This is a genomic window from Sinorhizobium saheli, from assembly GCF_001651875.1.
Classification (GTDB): domain Bacteria; phylum Pseudomonadota; class Alphaproteobacteria; order Rhizobiales; family Rhizobiaceae; genus Sinorhizobium; species Sinorhizobium saheli.
The window spans coordinates 24229-41989 of the sequence record NZ_LNQB01000086.1 but is presented as its reverse complement, the minus strand read 5'-3'; the positions used below and the strand labels follow the sequence as shown (position 1 = coordinate 41989).

The following is a 17761-nucleotide window of genomic DNA, read 5'->3' as shown; positions in this document are numbered from 1 at the left end:
CCTGCCGAAATCCGCCAAAAAATCGCACCAACCGCGATGGCTTGCGGTAACGCAACACGATTTTCAGCAGCCTGCTAGATTTCGTTCCGTCCGACGCCTGCGGCGCTCACCCGGTCAAAGCGGGTGAGGGCGCGTAGCACAGGCTCCCCGCATTTTTGTCACGGCCGGCATCGATCGCCGGCCCTCTCGTTTGCCGATTCGGGTACTTGAAGCATTAGAAATCCTTAAAGAACAGGGTAAATTTCTATGCTTAATCCGATATTAACCGCGACATGTGAAGTTGAACCCAACGGAAAGTTGCACGGCCGTCCTGTGGGGGTTGGCGAAATATTCGCGGGGGCATGTCATGAAGAAATACTTGAGTGCGATTGCGGCGGTATTGTTGGGCGGTGCCCCTGCGATGGCGGCGGACCTTTACATCGAAGATCCCGGCGATCCGGCGCCGGTCGTCGTCGGCGGATGGTATCTGCGCGGCCATCTCGGCATGAGCAACCAGCGGCTCGGCAGCATGGAGCATGAGTTGTTCGACGACGTCGCGCTTCATGAATTCGTCGATGAGGGCAGCTTCGACAGCGCACCGCTGGCAGGCGTGGGTATCGGCTACCAGTTCAATGATTGGCTGCGCATGGACGGCATCGTCGAATATCGCGGCAAGGCGGATTTCTCCGCGCTCGACCGCTACGACGGCGACGGTGACGGCGTATTCGACAACACCAACGACTATGACGGCGCCAAGTCGGAGTGGTTGTTGATGGCCAACGCCTATGTCGACATCGGCGACTGGTACGGCGTCAAGCCCTATGTCGGCGCCGGTATCGGCGCCTCACGCAACACGATCTCCGGTTTCCGCGACGTCAACGTGCCGATGGCCGGCGTCGCCTATGCGGACGAAGACCCGACCTGGAATTTTGCCTGGGCGCTCCATGCCGGCGTCGCCTATCAGGCGACCGAGCGGCTGGCGATCGATTTCGGCTACAGCTACGTCGACCTCGGAGATGCTAAGACCGGCAAGCTCCGCGCCTACGATGGCAGCGTCGTCAACGCCCCGATGCATTTCGAGGACATCACGTCGCACGATTTCAAGCTCGGCATGCGCTACGCGCTGCAATAGTCGACCGCCTGCGGAGCCGGATTTCGTTTCAGGGGCCGCATTGCGGCCCCTTTTTTGACCGCAGATCTCCCGAAAACCCACGCCCATAGAGGGCGCTCTTTCGACCTCGGCAGCACGAACAGATGAAGACGCTCGCGACCACCTTCTTTCTCCTCTCCGCCGCACTCGCCCATGCCGGCCCGCCGGCGAAGGTTCCCTCGTCGGACCCGGATGACATGACGGCGCGGCGGTTTCTCACCGGCAGCGATTTCGAAACCGGCATGACCTTTGCCGAGGTCCAGGCGGTCATCTCGCGCAGGTACGCGGATTGGCAGAAGACGGAAAACCGCCTGCCGGTGAAGACGAAGCAGGATGGCGCGCCGGCGACCTTCGTGGCGACGGTCGAGTTGAAATCGCCGCGCGCGCCGGGCGACTCGCCGCTCTCCGATGTCTATCGGCTTTCCTTCACCTCGCCGCTCTCGGGAAGCGTGCTTTACGGCATCACCCGCGACGTCAAGTTCTCCCACCTCCCGAAGGACCGCATTGCCACCGGGCAATGGGTGCGAACGCTTTCGGCCTACTGGGGAGAACCCTATGCCGTTGTGGGGCCGGATGAGGACAAGTTGGTTTCGGCTGCCTTCTTCTTCAACGACGCCGGCGTCGCCACCGCGCGGGGCGATGGCTTCTGCACGAAGATGTTCGCGAAACTGGATGCGATTTCGCGAAATGCCGCCGACAACACCAGGGAAGTCATTGGCGAGATAGAAAAGGAGGGCTGCCATTTCCTGGTCGAGGCAAGAGCAATCGTGGGCGAACACGATCTGCTCGTGCGCACGCTGTCGCGACGCACGGATGTGCACGCTTACGTGAAGGACATGGATGCGCGCCAATCGCGCGGAAGCCGATAAGGTCATGACGGATCGCGTGTCCTGGGCGCCCTCGATTGCGTGAATTTTCCGTCAACGGATATGCTTAACCGTCGGTTAACTTGTCGCTGCCAATAGTTAACGCCGATGCGGTCGTCATGGCCGCCGATACGGACGATTGGCAGGACGCTGAAAATGGACAGGCGGAAATGGGTTTGCGGCATCGCTTTGAGTGCCGGCTTGCTGCTGCCCGGCGCGGTCCTCGCCGACGACGAGGATTTGCTCGACGCGCCGGAAATCAAGATTTCCACCGAAGCGAACGCCGGTGGCCGCGTCTACTTGCGCGGTGACATCGGCTATTCCGGCTGGCGGGATGAGGGCGACCCCTTCTACCGCAGCTTCGACGGCGGCACGGGCAGCTACGACCATGTTCCGTTCGACAATGCCCGCTTCGACAAGCCTCTCTCCGGCACCGTCGGCATCGGCTACCGGTTCACCGACGTCCTGCGCGCCGATGTGACGGCCGAATATCTCGAAGGCCGCTTCGACGGTTCTTCGTTCACATCCGGTCCGTGCGCGGGCGAGGGGGCGGGGACATCCTGCGCCTTGTCGGATACCGCCAATTTCTCCGCCCTCGGGCTGATGGCGAACGGCTATGTCGACCTCGCGACGCTTGCCGGCTTCACGCCCTATCTCGGCGCCGGCATCGGCGCGACCCGCATCGACTGGAACACGGTCCATGAAACGTCCGCCTGCGTCGCCGGCGGCGGCGCCTGCTCCGGTGCGACGGGCACGGCCTCCTATCGGGGAGAGGATAGCTGGCGGTTCACCTACGCCCTGATGGCGGGTGTCTCCTACGACGTGACGGACCGGCTGAAATTCGACGTCGGCTATCGCTATTCGCATGTTGCAGGCGGCGACATGTTCGGCTTCGGCGCCGAGGCGCTTTCGGGCGCTGCCGGCACGAAAGGGCACGACGACGGCCTCTCCCGGCACGAGATCCGCGCCGGCCTGCGCTTCGCCCTTTGGTAAGAGGGCAGGCGCTATGCTCGGAACGCCATAAATTTTTTCAAACGCGACGCAACGCGCTTGACTTCCTCTCCGACCCGCAATATTCACGGCGGCGGGACACCCCTCCCCAACGAGGGGCTTCTATCTGAGAGGATAGCATATGACGAAGCCTGCCAAGCCGGCCGTGCGCCCGGCAAATACCCATTTCTCTTCTGGTCCTTGCGCGAAGCGTCCCGGTTGGACGCTCGAAGCTCTCTCCGATGCGCCGCTCGGTCGTTCGCACCGCGCCAAGATCGGCAAGACGAAGCTGAAGCAAGCCATCGACCTTACCCGCGAAATTCTCGAAGTGCCGGCCGACTACCGCATCGGCATCGTGCCCGCTTCCGATACCGGCGCCGTCGAAATGGCGCTGTGGTCGCTGCTCGGCGCCCGTGGCGTCGACATGCTGGCCTGGGAAAGCTTTGGTGCGGGCTGGGTCACCGACGTGGTCAAGCAGCTTAAGCTTGCCGACGTCCGCCGGTTCGAAGCCGATTACGGCGAGCTGCCGGATCTCTCCAACGTCGACTTCGACCGCGACGTCGTCTTCACCTGGAACGGCACGACGTCGGGCGTGCGCGTGCCGAACGCCGATTTCATTCCTGCCGACCGCAAGGGCCTGACGATCTGCGACGCGACGTCCGCCGCCTTCGCCCAGGCTCTCGATTTTGCCAAGCTCGACGTCGTCACCTTCTCCTGGCAGAAGGTACTGGGCGGCGAGGGTGCCCATGGCGTGCTCATCCTGAGCCCGCGCGCGGTCGAGCGGTTGGAAACCTATGTCCCCGCCTGGCCGCTGCCGAAGATCTTCCGCATGACCAAGGGCGGCAAGCTGATCGAAGGCATCTTCACCGGCGAGACGATCAACACGCCGTCGATGCTCTGCGTCGAGGATTACATCGATGCGCTCCTCTGGGCGAAGTCGGTCGGCGGCCTCGAGGGCCTGATCGCCCGTGCAAACGCCAATGCCGATGTCATCCACCGGTTCGTCGCCGCCAACGACTGGATCGCCAACCTCGCGGTCAAGCCGGAGACGCGCTCCAACACCTCCGTCTGCCTGAAGATCGTCGACGGCGACGTTGCGGCGCTCGATGCGGATGCGCAGGCCGCCTTCGCCAAGGGCGTCGTCGCCCTCCTCGACAAGGAAGGCGTCGCCTTCGATGTCGGCCACTATCGCGATGCCCCGTCCGGCCTGCGCATCTGGGCCGGCGCGACCATCGAGACGTCCGACATGGAAGCGCTGATGCCGTGGCTCACCTGGGCCTTCGAGACCCAGAAGGCAACGCTTTCGCAGGCCGCCGCCTGATCCGATGCGATTGCTTCGCTCTCGAGGAGGGCGAAGCCGTTTCCGAACCGCTCAAGACCTGATCTTCAAGGAGGCCTTCATGGCACCTCGCGTTCTCGTATCCGACGAACTGTCGGAAACCGCCGTCCAGATATTCCGCAACCACGGCGTCGAAGTGGATTTCCAGCCGAAGCTCGGCAAGGACAAGGAAAAGCTTGCCGAAATCATCGGCAATTACGATGGTCTCGCCATTCGCTCGGCCACCAAGGTGACCGAAAAGCTGATTGCCGCGGCCACCAACCTCAAGGTGGTCGGCCGTGCCGGCATCGGCGTCGACAATGTCGACATCCCCGCCGCCTCGCGCCGCGGCATCATCGTCATGAATACCCCCTTCGGCAACTCGATCACCACCGCCGAGCATGCGATCGCGCTGATGTTCGCCGTCGCCCGCCAGCTTCCGGCCGCCGACAATTCGACCCAGTCCGGCAAGTGGGAGAAATCCAAGTTCATGGGTGTCGAGATCACCGGCAAGGTGCTCGGCGTCATCGGCGCCGGCAATATCGGCTCGATCGTTTGCGCCCGCGCCATCGGCCTCAAGATGCACGTCGTCGCCTACGACCCGTTCCTGTCGAAGGAGCGGGCGGAGGAGATGGGCGTCGTCAAGGTCGAGCTCGACGAGTTGCTCGCCCAGGCCGACTTCATCACCCTGCACGTGCCGCTGACCGACAAGACGCGCAACATCCTGAACGCCGAAGCGATCGCCAAGACCAAGCCTGGCGTGCGCATCATCAACTGCGCCCGCGGCGGCCTCGTCGATGAAAGGGCGCTTGCCGAAGCGCTGAAGTCCGGCCATGTCGCCGGCGCCGGCTTCGACGTGTTCGAGGTGGAGCCCGCCACCGAAAGCCCGCTCTTCGGCCTGCCGAACGTCGTCTGCACCCCGCATCTCGGCGCCTCGACGACCGAGGCGCAGGAGAACGTCGCGCTCCAGGTCGCCGAGCAGATGTCCGAATATCTCGTCAAGGGCGCGGTGACCAACGCCATCAACATGCCGTCGATCACGGCGGAAGAGGCGCCGATCCTCAAGCCCTTCATCCGGCTCGCCGATGTGCTCGGCGCCTTCGTCGGCCAGGTCACCGAAAGCGCGATCAAGGAGATCGAGATCCTTTACGACGGTTCGACCGCGGCGATGAACACCAAGGCGCTGACGAGCGCCGTGCTTGCCGGCCTGATCCGCCCGCAGGTGGCCGACGTCAACATGGTTTCGGCGCCGATCATGGTGAAGGAAAAGGGCATCATCCTGTCCGAGGTCAAGCGCGACAAGACGGGCGTCTTCGACGGTTACATCAAGCTGACGGTGACGACGGCGAACCAGACGCGCTCGGTCGCGGGCACCGTCTTCTCCGACGGCAAGCCGCGCTTCATCCAGATCAAGGGCATCAACCTCGATGCGGATGTCGGCAACCACATGGTCTACATCACCAACACCGACGTTCCCGGCATGATCGGCTTCATCGGCACGACGCTCGGCGACGCCGGCGTCAACATCGCCAATTTCCAGCTCGGCCGCGAGAAGCAGGCCGGCGATGCGATCGCGCTGCTCTATGTGGACGGACCGGTTTCCGAGACGGTCCTCGACCGGCTTCGCGCCAACCCGGCAGTCCGCCAGGCAAAACCGCTGGTCTTCAACGTCGATTGAGGGGGCTCCACCCCTTCAGGCGTTGTTGAAAACTTCACCCTCCCCCCAAGAACCACAAGGGGGGAGGGGCTTTCCCCGTAGCGCCGCCGCGAGTCCCTTCTCCCCGTCAAGAATGGCGAGAAGGTTCCGGCAGGCGGATGAGCGGCCGGCACGCGGCCCGCTTGCACCACCCGAAGCGAAACGTCCTACTTCGACGGCTTCGGCCGTCCCCGCTCCGCGATTGCGATGCCGCCGAGGACGAGCGCCAGCGCCACGAGATGGAACGGCTGGAACGCCTCCCCGACGAGCAGGACGGAAAGAAGCGTCCCGAATACAGGAATGGCGTTGATGAAGAGGCCGGCACGGTTGGCGCCGATCATCTCGACGCCGCGGACATAGAGGACCTGCGACATCAGCGACGGGAAGATCGCGGCATAGAGGATGATCGCCCAGCCGGTCGCATCCGGCGCGAGCGCACTGCCGCTTGCCACTTCCCAGCCGAGGAGCGGAATGGCGCTCAGCAGCGCGCCGAAGGCCGGCGCGGCGATGAAACTCTGCCAATGCATGTTGGGCTTCCAGCGCAGCGCCACCGTATAGGCGGCATAGACGATGCAGGCGAGGATCATCAGCACGTCGCCGAAGTTGAACCGCAGCCGCATCAGGCTGGCGACGTCGCCATGGGCGGCCGTCAGCAGCACGCCGGTCAGGGTCACGGTAAAGCCGACGACCTGGGCAAGCGAGGCCTTCATCCGAAAAAGGGCGAAATTGAAGATGAAGATCAGCATCGGAATGCCGGCCTGCAGGATCACCGCATTGATGGCGCTCGTATATTTCACCGCCGAATAGAGAAAGGCGTTGAACAAGGTGAAGCCGATGGCGCCATAGGCGATGAGTTGCAGCCAGTGACGGCGGATCTTGTCCCAGTCGCGGCGGATCTGGGGCGTCATCAATGCGAGGATGACGGTGATCGCCACCAGCCAACGCAGCGTCGTCAGCATCATCGGGCTCACATGGCCGACGGCCATCTTGCCCGCGACCGAGTTGCCGCCCCAGAAGAGCGTGGTGATGCTGAGGTAGAAATAGGCCTTGGCGTTCACGATGATGCGATCCCGATGGGAATGGAGGAGGGGCTGCCGGAAAGGCGGAAGAGTTTTCGAGGTATAGGCGGTAACGTCGCAACTTGCCATTCAAAAAGGGCCGGCGGCGGTTTACAACGGGGTCGCTTTCCGCAAGACAACACAGTATAGATGCGCGGGTTTGAGAACGGCGCAAACGCTTCATGCGCGTGTGAACAGGAAGAGAATTATGACGAACGTCGTGGTGGTCGGTTCCCAGTGGGGCGACGAAGGCAAAGGCAAGATCGTGGACTGGCTCTCGGAGCGTGCCGACATCGTCGTGCGCTTCCAGGGCGGTCACAATGCCGGCCATACGCTGGTGATCGACGGCGTCAGCTACAAGCTGTCGCTGCTGCCGTCGGGCGTCGTGCGCCCCGGCAAGCTCGCCGTCATCGGCAATGGCGTGGTGATCGACCCGCATGCGCTGATCGCCGAGATCGACAAGCTGGCGGCTCAGGGCGTCAAGGTCGCGCCCGACAACCTGCGCATCGCCGACAATGCCACGCTGATCCTCTCGCTCCACCGCGAGCTCGACGGCATCCGCGAGGATGCGGCGTCGAACAGCGGCACCAAGATCGGCACGACCCGCCGCGGCATCGGCCCCGCCTATGAGGACAAGGTCGGCCGGCGGGCGATCCGCGTCATGGACCTCGCCGATGGCGACACGCTGCCGGCCAAGGTCGACCGGCTCCTGACCCACCACAATGCGCTGCGTCGCGGCCTCGGCGAGGCGGAGATCAGCCACCAGGCGATCATGGACGAGCTTTCCGCCGTCTCCGCGCGGATCTTGCCGTTCATGGATACGATCTGGCTGCTGCTCGACCGGGAGCGCCGCAAGGGCGCGCGCATCCTCTTCGAGGGCGCCCAGGGCACGCTGCTCGACATCGACCACGGCACCTACCCCTTCGTCACCTCGTCGAACACCGTCGCCGGCCAGGCTGCCGCCGGCTCGGGCATGGGGCCGGGCTCGCTCGGCTACATCCTCGGCATCACCAAGGCCTATACGACGCGCGTCGGCGAGGGGCCGTTCCCGACGGAGCTCAACGACGAGGTCGGCCAGTTCCTCGGCGAGCGCGGCCATGAATTCGGCACGGTGACCGGGCGCAAGCGCCGCTGCGGCTGGTTCGACGCCGCTCTCGTGCGCCAGTCGGTCGCCGCCAACGGCATCACCGGCATCGCGCTCACCAAGCTCGATGTGCTCGACGGCCTCGACGAATTGAAGATCTGCGTCGGCTATACTCTGGACGGGCAGCAGATCGACCATCTGCCGGCAAGTCAGGCACAGCAAGCTTCGGTAAAGCCAGTCTATATTACGCTCGAGGGGTGGAAGGAATCGACGGTCGGTGCCCGCAGTTGGGCCGATCTTCCGGCGCAGGCGATCAAATATGTTCGCCAGGTCGAGGAGTTGATCGGAGCGCCGGTCGCGCTTCTTTCAACGAGCCCGGAACGCGACGACACGATACTTGTGACGGACCCTTTTGAGGACTAGGGTCAAGACGTATCAAATTCGTCCATTCTGGTCCGGTCCGCGGGGAATAGATGGGAGAAAACAGCGCAAGGCGCGACCTTGAGGTCCGGTCGAGCCTTGCCTTCGATCAGGCGGCCCATGGACCGGGACCTGAAGGGGCGGGAACGCTTTCGCGCCCCGCAGACTGGACGACGTCAATATGGCCTGACCCTGGTGTCGGCGCAAAGGAAATGGCATCGCGGGCGCGGCCGCGCGCCTGCAAGTTGAGAAAGTTCTGATGGCGGATTTTGTTGCAGTTATTCGCAGGACGGTCGACGGCCTGTCGGAAAACACTCCGGAAATGCGAGGCAGGGTCTACGAGAAGGCGCGCAGTGCCGTGCGGCGCCAGCTCGAGAACATGAATCCCCGGCCGTCGGACGACATGATCAACCGCCAGCTCAACAAGCTGGAACAGGCGATCGCCGAGGTCGAAAGCGAGAACGCCGAAGCGCTGCCGGCTGTCGACGAGGCCGAACCGGCCGAGCCCGCGGCGGCCGAAGCGGCCCCTGCCGAAGCCCCCGCTGCCGAAGCCCCCGCCATGGAACCCGGCGCCGCAGCGCCCGCCGCCGCGGAAGAGCATGTCGTCCCGGCCCCTGATGAGGTGGAGGCGCATCCGGCCGCTTCGGAGGAGGTCGGGCAGCAATCCGCAGTCGAACCCGAGGAGCCGGCCGCGGAACCGTCTGCGGCTGAAGAGCCGTCAGTAGCGCCCCATACCGAGGCGCAAGAGGAGCCGCAGCCAATCGAGGCCGCCCCGGCGGCCGAGGTCGGCGCGCACGAAACGACGCAGTACGAGGAAGCCGCCGCGGCCGAGACGCCGGCGAGCGAAGTGGCGCATGAGGCCGACGGCGGAGAGGCGATCGAGCCGGCTCACGCCGCAGCGGAATGGGGAACGCCGGCCGAGGCGCAACCGGAGCCCGAGGTCCAGGATGAGGCCGCGGCGCCCGAGGCGGGCGCGGCCGAGCCCCAGCCCGTCGACGAACCGGCTCCGCCGGCCGAGGCGCCGGCGCAGGCGGAGCGGCCCTCCGAATGGGCGCTGCCCGAATGGGAGGATCCCGCGCCCTCCGTCGGGCCGAGCGCACCGCAGGCGGCACCCGAACGGGAGAAGGAGGCGGCCCCGTCCGAGCCGGCGCGGCTCGGCATGCATCCCGTCGAACCGGAAGCGGTTGAGCCGCGCAACGACGAGGCGGCTGCCGCACGCTCCTGGTCCTTCGATGACGGCGACCCCTTTGCCGCCGGGGCCGAAGACAAGAAGGGCAAGGCCGAGGAGCCCGACATCTCCGAATGGTCATGGCCGGTGGAAAAGGCGCCGGCGGCCGCGAACGAGGAGGCACGCGCCAGCACCGCCTGGGATCATATAGACGATCTGCTCGGCTTCGACGAAGGCGGGCGGGCGGCGAACGGCTCGGCCGTGACCGGCCCGGAGAAGGACGCCGAGCTCGGGCCGTCACCGGCGCCGGCCGGCCAGCGCCCGCCGTCCTACCGTGCCACGCCCAAGCCTCGCCTGTTCGGCATCAAGCGGCTCGTAATCGGTGCGGTGATCGTTCTTCTCCTCGGCGGCGGCGGTTACGCCTACTGGCAGAACCGGGAGGCGGGCAATGCCTGGCTCTCGGACATGGTCGCCAGGATCATGCCCGCCGGACCCGCCGAAGCGCCGCAGGCGCCGGCCGGCGAGGGCGAGCCGGAAGAACAACCGGCCGAACTTTCGGGCAAGCCGGATGAGGCCGCGCCGCCCCAGGAAGGCTCGACCAAGTTTACGCAGCGGCTGCTTGCCGACGGAACCGAGCGGGACGAGGGACCTGCAGGCGCGAACGGCACGGCCGCCTCGCAGGAGGGCAAGTCCGTTGCGGCGCAGACGGAGGCCGTCCGGCCGCCGAACGACGAGGCCGGCGTGCAGCAGGCCGCGACCGATCCCGCGACCACGCCGGCGGCGGGCCAGGGCAACGCCCAGCCGGCACAGCCCGAGATTTCCGTCGCCGATGGCGAGAAGATGTTCCTCTACGAGGAGCGGCTCGGCCAGTCGTCGCCGACCGCGATCCCCGGCGCCGTCGCCTGGTCGATCAAGGAGGAATCTCCGGGCGGTGATGCCAAGCCGGAGCCCGCGATCCAGGCCCAGATCAGCGTTCCGGACCGCGGCCTGACCGCGCTGATGACGATCAAGCGCAACGCCGATCCGTCGCTGCCGGCGAGCCACGTGATCGAGTTCGTGTTCTCGCTGCCCGAGAACTTCGAGGGCGGCAGCATCGACGGCGTCCAGCGCGTGTCGATGAAGCGCACCGAGCAGGACCGCGGCGATCCGCTGATCGCGGTACCGGCGAAGATCACCGACGATTTCCACATGATCGCGCTCAATGATTTCGCCGAGGCCGTCAGCGCCAATACCGAGCTCCTGCGCAGCCGCTCTTGGATCGATATACCGATCACCTACCGGAACGGACGCCGCGCCCTCCTGACGCTCGAGAAGGGGCCGAGCGGGACCGAGGCCTTCACCAAGGCCCTGCAGGCCTGGGCCACTCTCGGCAACACGGCGGCGAGCGGGCAATAGCAATAAGAGCACCGGGTCCAGAAACAAAAAATCCCGGCTGGAGAGCCCAGCCGGGATTTTTGCTTTATTCCCTATTGGGCCGCTTATGCGCCCTCGACGACGGGTAGCGCGTTGGCGCGCTCCAACGCGGCTTTCCTGACCGCGTCCTGGACCTTTTCGAAGGCGCGGACCTCGATCTGGCGGACGCGCTCGCGGCTGATGTCGAACTCGGACGAGAGCTCCTCGAGCGTCACTGGTTCCTCCGTCAGCCGGCGGGCCTCGAAGATGCGGCGCTCGCGGTCGTTCAGGACCTTCATGGCGCCGGCGAGGAGGGCACGGCGGCTGTCCAGCTCGTCCTGTTCGATAAGGATTTCTTCCTGGTTGTCGTGCTCGTCGACCAGCCAATCCTGCCACTGGCCGGAATCGCCCTCGCTGGCCTTGATCGGCGCGTTGAGCGACGCGTCTCCGGAGAGGCGCCGGTTCATCGAGACGACCTCGTCCTCGCTGACCTTTAGCGTCGTTGCGATCTCCTTGACCTGTTCGGGCTTCAGATCGCCCTCGTCGAGCGCCTGGATGCGACCCTTCAACCGCCTGAGATTGAAGAACAGCCGCTTCTGGTTGGCGGTGGTGCCCATTTTGACCAGCGACCACGAGCGCAGGATATATTCCTGGATCGCGGCCTTGATCCACCACATGGCGTAGGTCGCCAGACGGAAGCCGCGATCGGGTTCGAACTTCTTGACGGCCTGCATCAGGCCGACGTTGCCCTCGGATATGACTTCGCCAATCGGCAGGCCGTAGCCGCGATAGCCCATCGCGATCTTGGCGACGAGGCGAAGATGGCTGGTTACGAGCTTGTGCGCGGCGTTGCGATCGTCATGCTCCTGGTACCGCTTGGCGAGCATGTACTCTTCCTGCGGCTCGAGCATCGGAAATTTGCGGATTTCATCAAGATAGCGGTTGAGACCGCCCTCTCCAGCAGCAATGGTCGGCAAGGTATTGCGGGCCATGAAGCACCCCCTTTGTGCGTCTCCAGCCTCCAAGACGGCAGGCCGGGCCTGTGGGTCTTCATCCAGACCCCACGAGGCTAGAAGATAAGTACGGCGAAAGCATGATTCAAGGACTCCGGTTTCACGCTGCCGTGAAGCCAGAGAAAGGGAATGTTGCGATTTGAAGCTCCTATAAGATTGGAATCCTTCGTCGCCAATTCAAGGGTTGGATCGCCCGCTCGCCGCTGGATTGCGGGCATTTTTCGGATTGCCTGGAGCGGACGCTCATCCCGCTTTGAGGGCTTCGATCAGTTCGGCCATGTCCTGCGGCAGCGGCGCCTTGAAATGCATGGTTTCGCCGGTCGAGGGATGCTCGAACTGCAGCATGAAGGCGTGCAGCGCCTGCCGGGGAAAGCGGTTGACCATGGTCTTCGCCGGCTCCGGCAGCAGGTTGGCCTTGGTGCGAAAGGCAGCGCCGTAGTCGGGGTCGCCGATCAGCGGGTGGCCGATATGGGCCATGTGGACGCGGATCTGATGGGTACGCCCGGTTTCGAGATGGCATTCGACCGCCGAGGCGAGACAGGTGCCGTCCGGTTTCTCGTGATAGCGCTCGACGACCTCGTAATGCGTGATCGCCTCGCGCGCGTCGTCGCTTTCTTCGCGCTTGACGGCCCGCTTCGTCCTGTCGCCGCCGCGCCCGAGCGGCGCGTCTATCACGCCCTTCAACTGGCGGGGCCGGCCCCAGATCACCGCGCGGTAGGCGCGCTCCAGCGGTCCGTTGCGGCCGTGGTCGGCGAACTGGTCGGAGAGGTGGCGGTGGGCGGCATCGTTCTTCGCCGCCACCATGACGCCGCTGGTGTCCTTGTCGAGCCGATGCACGATGCCCGGGCGCCTGACGCCGCCGATACCGGAAAGACTGTCGCCGCAATGATGGATCAGCGCATTGACGAGCGTCCCGGTCCAGTTGCCGGCGCCGGGATGCACGACCAGGCCGGCCGGCTTCACGAGCACGATCAGGTCGTGGTCCTCGTAAAGCACGTCGAGCGGGATTGCCTCGCCCTTGGGCTCGGGATCCTCGGGCTCCGGCAGGGCGATCTCGAAGCTGTCGCCCGGATGGACCTTCCGCTTCGGCTCGACGATCGTCGCGCCGTTGATCGAAACGGCGCCCTGCTCGATCAGGCCCTTGATGCGGTTGCGCGAAAATTCGCCCGAAAGCGCCTCGGTCAGGAAGGCGTCGAGCCGGCCGGCCGCGTCGTTGCCGGCCGTCAGGACTTTCCTATTGCCGGCCGCTTGTTTAAAGGGATCGTTCATTCCGTTTCAATTCCGCTAGAAAGCCGACTATGACCATCGAGCCCGATCATCAGGAAGACGACAAGCCACTCGATCCCGCGATGGAGAACGTCCGCCGCAAGATGGTGCGCCTGCAGCTCGTATCGGCCGGCGTGATGCTGATCATGCTTATGGCCGTCCTCGGGGCGATTGTCTACAAGCTGACGCGCCCGGACGGGCGCAGCGAAACTGCCCAGCCGGCGATCGGCGTACCCGGGGATGCGCCGGTCAACGCCATCGCGGCCCTGCCGGCCGGCTTCTCCGTCAGTGACGTGGCGCTATCCGGCTCGCAAGTGCTCTTCTACGGCAGCCTGCCGGGGGCCGAGCCGCGCGCGATCGTCTTCGACATCGCTGCGGGCCGCATCGTCGCCGACGTCACCGTCAGGACGAATTGACGACATGGCCATGCCGCCCGTCCGCATCGACGATCCGGCCGACCCGCGCATAGCCGGGTTCGTGTCGATCAAGGAGCGCGACCTGACCGGCCGGCAGGGCCGCTTCATCGCCGAAGGCACCGTCGTGCTGCGGATGCTCGCCGCCGCGCATCGCGCCGGACGGGGCATCGCCGCGGAGGCGATCCTGCTGCTCGAGAACCGGCTCGCCGGCCTTGCCGACGTGCTGGCCGAATTCCCGGCCGATCTGCCCGTCTTCGTGGCCGATGGCCGGGTCTTCGACGCGATCGCCGGCTTCAACATGCATCGCGGCGTCCTCGCGCTCGGGCGGCGCGACCAGATGCCGGGGCGGGACGCGCTGCTTGCCGCGCTTGCCGCGGAAAGCCTCGCGCTCGCTGCCTGCGGCCTGTCGAACCACGACAATATGGGCGCGCTCTTTCGCAACGCCGCCGCCTTCGGCGTCGATGCCTTGCTGATGGACGGGTCGAGCTGCGATCCGATGTATCGCAAGGCGATCCGCGTTTCGGTCGGATCGGTGCTGACGCTGCCGTTTGCGCGCGAAGGGACGATTGCGGAGCTGATCGAGCGGCTGCAGGCCGCGGGCTTCGCGCTCTGGGGCCTGTCGCCGCGCGGGGAAACCGACATTGCCGATATTCCGCCGACACCGCGCACGGCGCTGCTCGTCGGCACCGAAGGCGAGGGTCTGCCCGACAAAATACTTGCGGCGATCCGCACGGCGCGAATCCGCCAGCGCCCGGGTCTCGACAGCCTGAACGTGGCGACGGCGGCCGCCATCGCGCTGCACCAGGTCGCGCGCACCAACGGCCGGATCTGAACGAAGTATATAAGCAGGGGGAGTTGCCCCTCATCCCGCTGCCGCGACCTTCTCCCCGTTTTTACGGGGAGAAGGGGTATGCCGCGGCGCGGCGAGTCCCCTTCTCCTCGCGTGCGGCCGCGTGCGGGGAGAAGGTGGCCGGCAGGCCGGATGAGGGGCGAATCCAGGATCGCAGCATCACTCGGGGGGCAGCATCTCCTTCGCCCGCTGGGCGAGGCTCTTGCGGTCTTTCTCCTTCGCTGCATCCTCGCCGGCAAGCAGACCGTGGATCGGCGAGGCCTTGCCTTCGCGCATCGCGGTCAGCGCCACCATGCCGGCGGCGATCTGGGCGACCTCCTCGCGCAGTGCTTCGTCGTGGGCGGAGGATTTCGTGTTGGTGAGGCGTTCGGAGAGAGCGGTGGCGCGGTTTCTGAGATCGTCGGAAAGCCCGGTCGTGTCGTGGGCCTCGGCTGTCGGTTCCGTCTCGTGCCTTGCGACGCTTGCCTTCGTGTGGTGCGTTCGCTTCGGGGCGTGGAGGCCGGCGGCGCGAAGCGCTTTCGTCGCTTCGCGCAGTTCGTGCTTGGCGTCCTGGATCTGCGACTGCAGCCGCGCGACCTCTGCCGCCCGCTGATCGAGCGCACTCTCGCGGTCGGCATTGGCCGCCGTTTCGCCGGCGAGCCGGCTTTCGAGCTGGCGTATGCGCCGCTCGTCCCTGCCGAGGCGCAGTTCCATTTCCCGTGCGCGTGCATTCTCGGCCTTGAGATCGGCGCGCAACGCCTCGCGCTCGTCGCGCAGCGCCGCCAGGCGGCTCTTCAGGTGTTCGATTTCGGTCTCGCGCGCCGCAAGGTCTATCCGGAGGCCATTGAGGTCGGTGGCGTGCCTGTCGACCTGACCGCTCAGCGCGAGCACCGTCTCGGTCTTGGCGCCGTTGTCGCGCTCCGAGGCAACGACGGTCGCCTCCATGGTTTCGATCCGCTCCTGGAACTGCCGGATGGCGGAGCGCATGTCGGCGGCCTCGAGGTTCATGTCCGCGATCTGCGCCTGCAGTTCGGCATTCTCGCTCGCCAGTTTGCGGGCTTCCTGCAGCGCCTTCTCGTTCGCGAGCATCAGCGCGACACCCTTGTCGCGCTCGCGTCGAAGCGCCTGCAGCGCCTTGGCATTCTCGACGGCATAGGCGGCGCGGGCGGCGTCCCTTTGCGCGCGCACCTCCTGCGGACTCAGCGGCATCGTCGCTTTCAGCCGATCTTCGGCGAAACGCACGATGCGTCTCTGGATCGCCGGCGCAACCAGCAAGCCGATGACGACCGCCGTCAGAAAACCCAGGGCAAAAAGTAACGCGTATTCAATCACGTGCTGGCCGTTTCAAATCTGGACCGGATCCGATGCCTGTTCGCCTTGGGCAGTCATTCGCTTTATGCAGTAAACATGATGTAGGAAATGCTGCAACACTTCCTCGACGGCTGCACGCTTTTTTCAGGCGGGCAGGGTGTCGCCCGCCGAACGCCTCTACGCATCTCAGAAGGGATTCCAGGTCGGCTGCTGTGTCAGCTTGAGATAGCCGACATTGACGCCGAGCCTCGCGCCGATACCGGTGCGGATCGGCACGACGACGACCTGCTCATCGGTCAGCACGGTCATGCCGACGCCGGCGACCACGTAAGCAGAGCCGGAAACGCCGCCGAAGCGCTTGTAGAGGGCCGGAACGCTCGGAAGATTGTAGACGAGCATCATCGCGCGGCTGCCCTGGCCGCCCCAGTCGAGCCCGAGCGATGGGCCCTGCCAGAAGAGCGTGTGCTGGCCGACGTTCTTCGTATAGAGCTGACCCTCGCCATAGGTAAGGCCCGCGATGAACGCGCCGGACCCCTCCTGTCCGAGAATGTAGCCGTTCGGCAGACCGTAGCGCTCGAAGGCGCGCTCGACCACCTTGGCAAGGCCGCCGGAGGTCTCGCCGAAGAAGCTGTGACCGGCATCGACGATCTCCTGCATGGTGTACTGGCTTCCGTCCGGAGACTGGGCATGCGCCGCGGACAGGCCGGCGACCAGCAGGCCGGCCGCCAGAGCCACCGTGGTCAGAATAGCGCGGACAGCCACTGCGGTCGTCTTCATCATCGGCTGCATCGTTTCCTCCGTCAGGCACGACAGCGATGCGGCGAGCCGGCTGCGATAGCCGGCTTTCGCATCAATCACGCGGTCGGCGCCGTTATGGGCCATTTCTCACAGGAATGCGCACGGGGCGCACTAGCTTTTTCAACGGGCGCACCTTATCCGCTTTCGCCAGATCAGCTGAAAGCGGGGCGCTCCGACAATTTGAACCGATGATCTTAACAATCGGTTTACCAAATGTGATGTCATTATGGCCTATTGAGAGAAGCGCCTCCGCCGCGCGCCCCATGGCGTCAGCCATGGCGGCGCCGGAGCCTTCAATGGGATGTGGCGCGCCCGGATGGAACCGAGCAAGGAAATATGATGGCGAAGAATCCGAACCTGACGTTGACGGGACCTGACCTGGCCGCGCTGCTGTGCAGCCGGGTTTGCCACGACATCATCTCGCCGGTCGGCGCCATCAACAACGGGCTCGAGCTCCTCGACGAGGGCGGCGCCGATGCCGACGCGATGGATCTGATCCGCACCAGCGCGCTCAACGCCTCGGTGCGCCTGAAGTTCGCGCGCCTCGCCTTCGGCGCCTCGGGCTCGGTCGGCGCCTCGATCGACACCGGCGAGGCGGAAAAGGCGGCCAAGGATTTCGCCGCGGCGGAAAAGAAGACCGAGGTCAGCTGGAACGGACCGCGCGCGATCATCGCCAAGAACAGGGTCAAGCTCCTGTTGAACCTGTTCCTCATCGCCTATGGCGCGATCCCGCGCGGCGGCTCGATCGATGTCACGCTGGAGAACCCGGAATTCGATGCGACCTTCACCCTCGTCGCCAAGGGGCGGATGATGCGCGTGCCGCCGAAGCTCGTGGAACTGATCTCCGGCACGCCGGAGGAGGCGGTCGATGCGCATTCGATCCAACCCTATTACACGGTGCTCCTGGCGGAGGAGGCCGGCATGACCATCGACGTCGTGTCGACCGGCGAGGAGATCGTCTTCACCGCGCGCACCGAGGCCTGAGCCTTCAGCAGCTCGAAGTGAAC

General features: G+C 65.2%; 15 protein-coding genes. 10 read left to right on the top strand and 5 right to left on the bottom strand.

Annotated features, from left to right (window positions below; genetic code table 11):
- The first annotated feature begins 346 nt into the window (after positions 1-346).
- The 5 genes from ATB98_RS22225 to serA all read left to right on the top strand — a co-directional run bounded on the left by ATB98_RS22225 (position 347) and on the right by serA (position 5981).
- Positions 347-1111, top strand: coding sequence for an outer membrane protein (locus tag ATB98_RS22225; protein WP_066877577.1), 765 nt, complete (start codon positions 347-349; stop codon positions 1109-1111).
- A gap of 122 nt (positions 1112-1233) precedes the next feature.
- Complete coding sequence (locus tag ATB98_RS22220; RefSeq protein ID WP_066877562.1) at positions 1234-1998, top strand: hypothetical protein; 765 nt, start codon at positions 1234-1236, stop codon at positions 1996-1998.
- Between the two features lie 153 nt (positions 1999-2151).
- On the top strand, positions 2152-2988 hold the full coding sequence (locus tag ATB98_RS22215; RefSeq protein ID WP_153435987.1) for an outer membrane protein: 837 nt from the start codon (positions 2152-2154) through the stop codon (positions 2986-2988).
- A 139-nt stretch (positions 2989-3127) separates the two neighbouring features.
- On the top strand, positions 3128-4306 hold the full coding sequence (locus ATB98_RS22210; protein WP_066877560.1) for a phosphoserine transaminase: 1179 nt from the start codon (positions 3128-3130) through the stop codon (positions 4304-4306).
- A 79-nt stretch (positions 4307-4385) separates the two neighbouring features.
- Complete coding sequence (gene serA / locus ATB98_RS22205) at positions 4386-5981, top strand: phosphoglycerate dehydrogenase (RefSeq protein WP_066877558.1); 1596 nt, start codon at positions 4386-4388, stop codon at positions 5979-5981.
- Positions 5982-6166: 185 nt separating this feature from the next.
- On the opposite strand, the gene ATB98_RS22200 is transcribed toward serA, so the two are convergent.
- Positions 6167-7057 carry a DMT family transporter gene (locus tag ATB98_RS22200; protein WP_066877574.1) on the bottom strand — a complete coding sequence of 297 codons (891 nt, stop codon included), beginning with the start codon at positions 7055-7057 and terminating at the stop codon, positions 6167-6169.
- A 208-nt stretch (positions 7058-7265) separates the two neighbouring features.
- Here ATB98_RS22200 and ATB98_RS22195 point away from each other — a divergent pair, with 208 nt between their 5' ends.
- On the top strand, positions 7266-8564 hold the full coding sequence (locus ATB98_RS22195) for an adenylosuccinate synthase (RefSeq protein ID WP_066877556.1): 1299 nt from the start codon (positions 7266-7268) through the stop codon (positions 8562-8564).
- Between the two features lie 256 nt (positions 8565-8820).
- Entirely contained in the window at positions 8821-11124 is a 2304-nt protein-coding gene (locus tag ATB98_RS22190) for a hypothetical protein (RefSeq protein ID WP_066877554.1), read from the top strand.
- An 83-nt stretch (positions 11125-11207) separates the two neighbouring features.
- Here ATB98_RS22190 and rpoH read toward each other — a convergent pair whose 3' ends face one another.
- Both rpoH and ATB98_RS22180 read right to left on the bottom strand, forming a co-directional pair.
- Positions 11208-12113 (bottom strand): RNA polymerase sigma factor RpoH, encoded by a 906-nt coding sequence (gene rpoH, locus ATB98_RS22185; protein WP_066877552.1) that lies wholly within the window; start codon positions 12111-12113, stop codon positions 11208-11210.
- 264 nt (positions 12114-12377) lie between these two features.
- Positions 12378-13403, bottom strand: coding sequence for an RluA family pseudouridine synthase (locus tag ATB98_RS22180; protein ID WP_066877550.1), 1026 nt, complete (start codon positions 13401-13403; stop codon positions 12378-12380).
- Between the two features lie 29 nt (positions 13404-13432).
- On the opposite strand from ATB98_RS22180, the gene ATB98_RS22175 reads away from it, so the two are divergent.
- Positions 13433-13816, top strand: a complete 384-nt coding sequence (locus ATB98_RS22175) for a hypothetical protein (RefSeq protein WP_066877548.1) — start codon at positions 13433-13435, stop codon at positions 13814-13816.
- Between the two features lie 4 nt (positions 13817-13820).
- Positions 13821-14648, top strand: coding sequence for a TrmH family RNA methyltransferase (locus ATB98_RS22170; RefSeq protein WP_066877546.1), 828 nt, complete (start codon positions 13821-13823; stop codon positions 14646-14648).
- Between the two features lie 177 nt (positions 14649-14825).
- Here the strand turns inward: ATB98_RS22170 and ATB98_RS22165 are convergent, their stop codons facing one another.
- Both ATB98_RS22165 and ATB98_RS22160 read right to left on the bottom strand, forming a co-directional pair.
- On the bottom strand, positions 14826-15977 hold the full coding sequence (locus tag ATB98_RS22165) for a coiled-coil domain-containing protein (RefSeq protein WP_066877544.1): 1152 nt from the start codon (positions 15975-15977) through the stop codon (positions 14826-14828).
- Between the two features lie 165 nt (positions 15978-16142).
- Positions 16143-16745: a DUF1134 domain-containing protein gene (locus ATB98_RS22160; protein WP_066877572.1), complete on the bottom strand. Its 603-nt coding sequence runs from the start codon at positions 16743-16745 to the stop codon at positions 16143-16145.
- A 348-nt stretch (positions 16746-17093) separates the two neighbouring features.
- Here ATB98_RS22160 and chpT point away from each other — a divergent pair, with 348 nt between their 5' ends.
- Complete coding sequence (gene chpT, locus ATB98_RS22155) at positions 17094-17738, top strand: histidine phosphotransferase ChpT (protein WP_066877541.1); 645 nt, start codon at positions 17094-17096, stop codon at positions 17736-17738.
- Positions 17739-17761: the final 23 nt, after the last annotated feature.

Coding starts and splice junctions, on each gene's coding strand:
- chpT (WP_066877541.1), top strand. CDS start 17,094: ATGGCGAAGAATCCGAACCTGACGTTGACGGGACCTGACCTGGCCGCG.
- ATB98_RS22225 (WP_066877577.1), top strand. CDS start 347: ATGAAGAAATACTTGAGTGCGATTGCGGCGGTATTGTTGGGCGGTGCC.
- ATB98_RS22180 (WP_066877550.1), bottom strand. CDS start 13,403: ATGAACGATCCCTTTAAACAAGCGGCCGGCAATAGGAAAGTCCTGACG.
- rpoH (WP_066877552.1), bottom strand. CDS start 12,113: ATGGCCCGCAATACCTTGCCGACCATTGCTGCTGGAGAGGGCGGTCTC.
- ATB98_RS22215 (WP_153435987.1), top strand. CDS start 2,152: ATGGACAGGCGGAAATGGGTTTGCGGCATCGCTTTGAGTGCCGGCTTG.
- ATB98_RS22160 (WP_066877572.1), bottom strand. CDS start 16,745: ATGCAGCCGATGATGAAGACGACCGCAGTGGCTGTCCGCGCTATTCTG.
- ATB98_RS22220 (WP_066877562.1), top strand. CDS start 1,234: ATGAAGACGCTCGCGACCACCTTCTTTCTCCTCTCCGCCGCACTCGCC.
- ATB98_RS22170 (WP_066877546.1), top strand. CDS start 13,821: ATGGCCATGCCGCCCGTCCGCATCGACGATCCGGCCGACCCGCGCATA.
- ATB98_RS22195 (WP_066877556.1), top strand. CDS start 7,266: ATGACGAACGTCGTGGTGGTCGGTTCCCAGTGGGGCGACGAAGGCAAA.
- serA (WP_066877558.1), top strand. CDS start 4,386: ATGGCACCTCGCGTTCTCGTATCCGACGAACTGTCGGAAACCGCCGTC.
- ATB98_RS22190 (WP_066877554.1), top strand. CDS start 8,821: ATGGCGGATTTTGTTGCAGTTATTCGCAGGACGGTCGACGGCCTGTCG.
- ATB98_RS22210 (WP_066877560.1), top strand. CDS start 3,128: ATGACGAAGCCTGCCAAGCCGGCCGTGCGCCCGGCAAATACCCATTTC.
- ATB98_RS22175 (WP_066877548.1), top strand. CDS start 13,433: ATGACCATCGAGCCCGATCATCAGGAAGACGACAAGCCACTCGATCCC.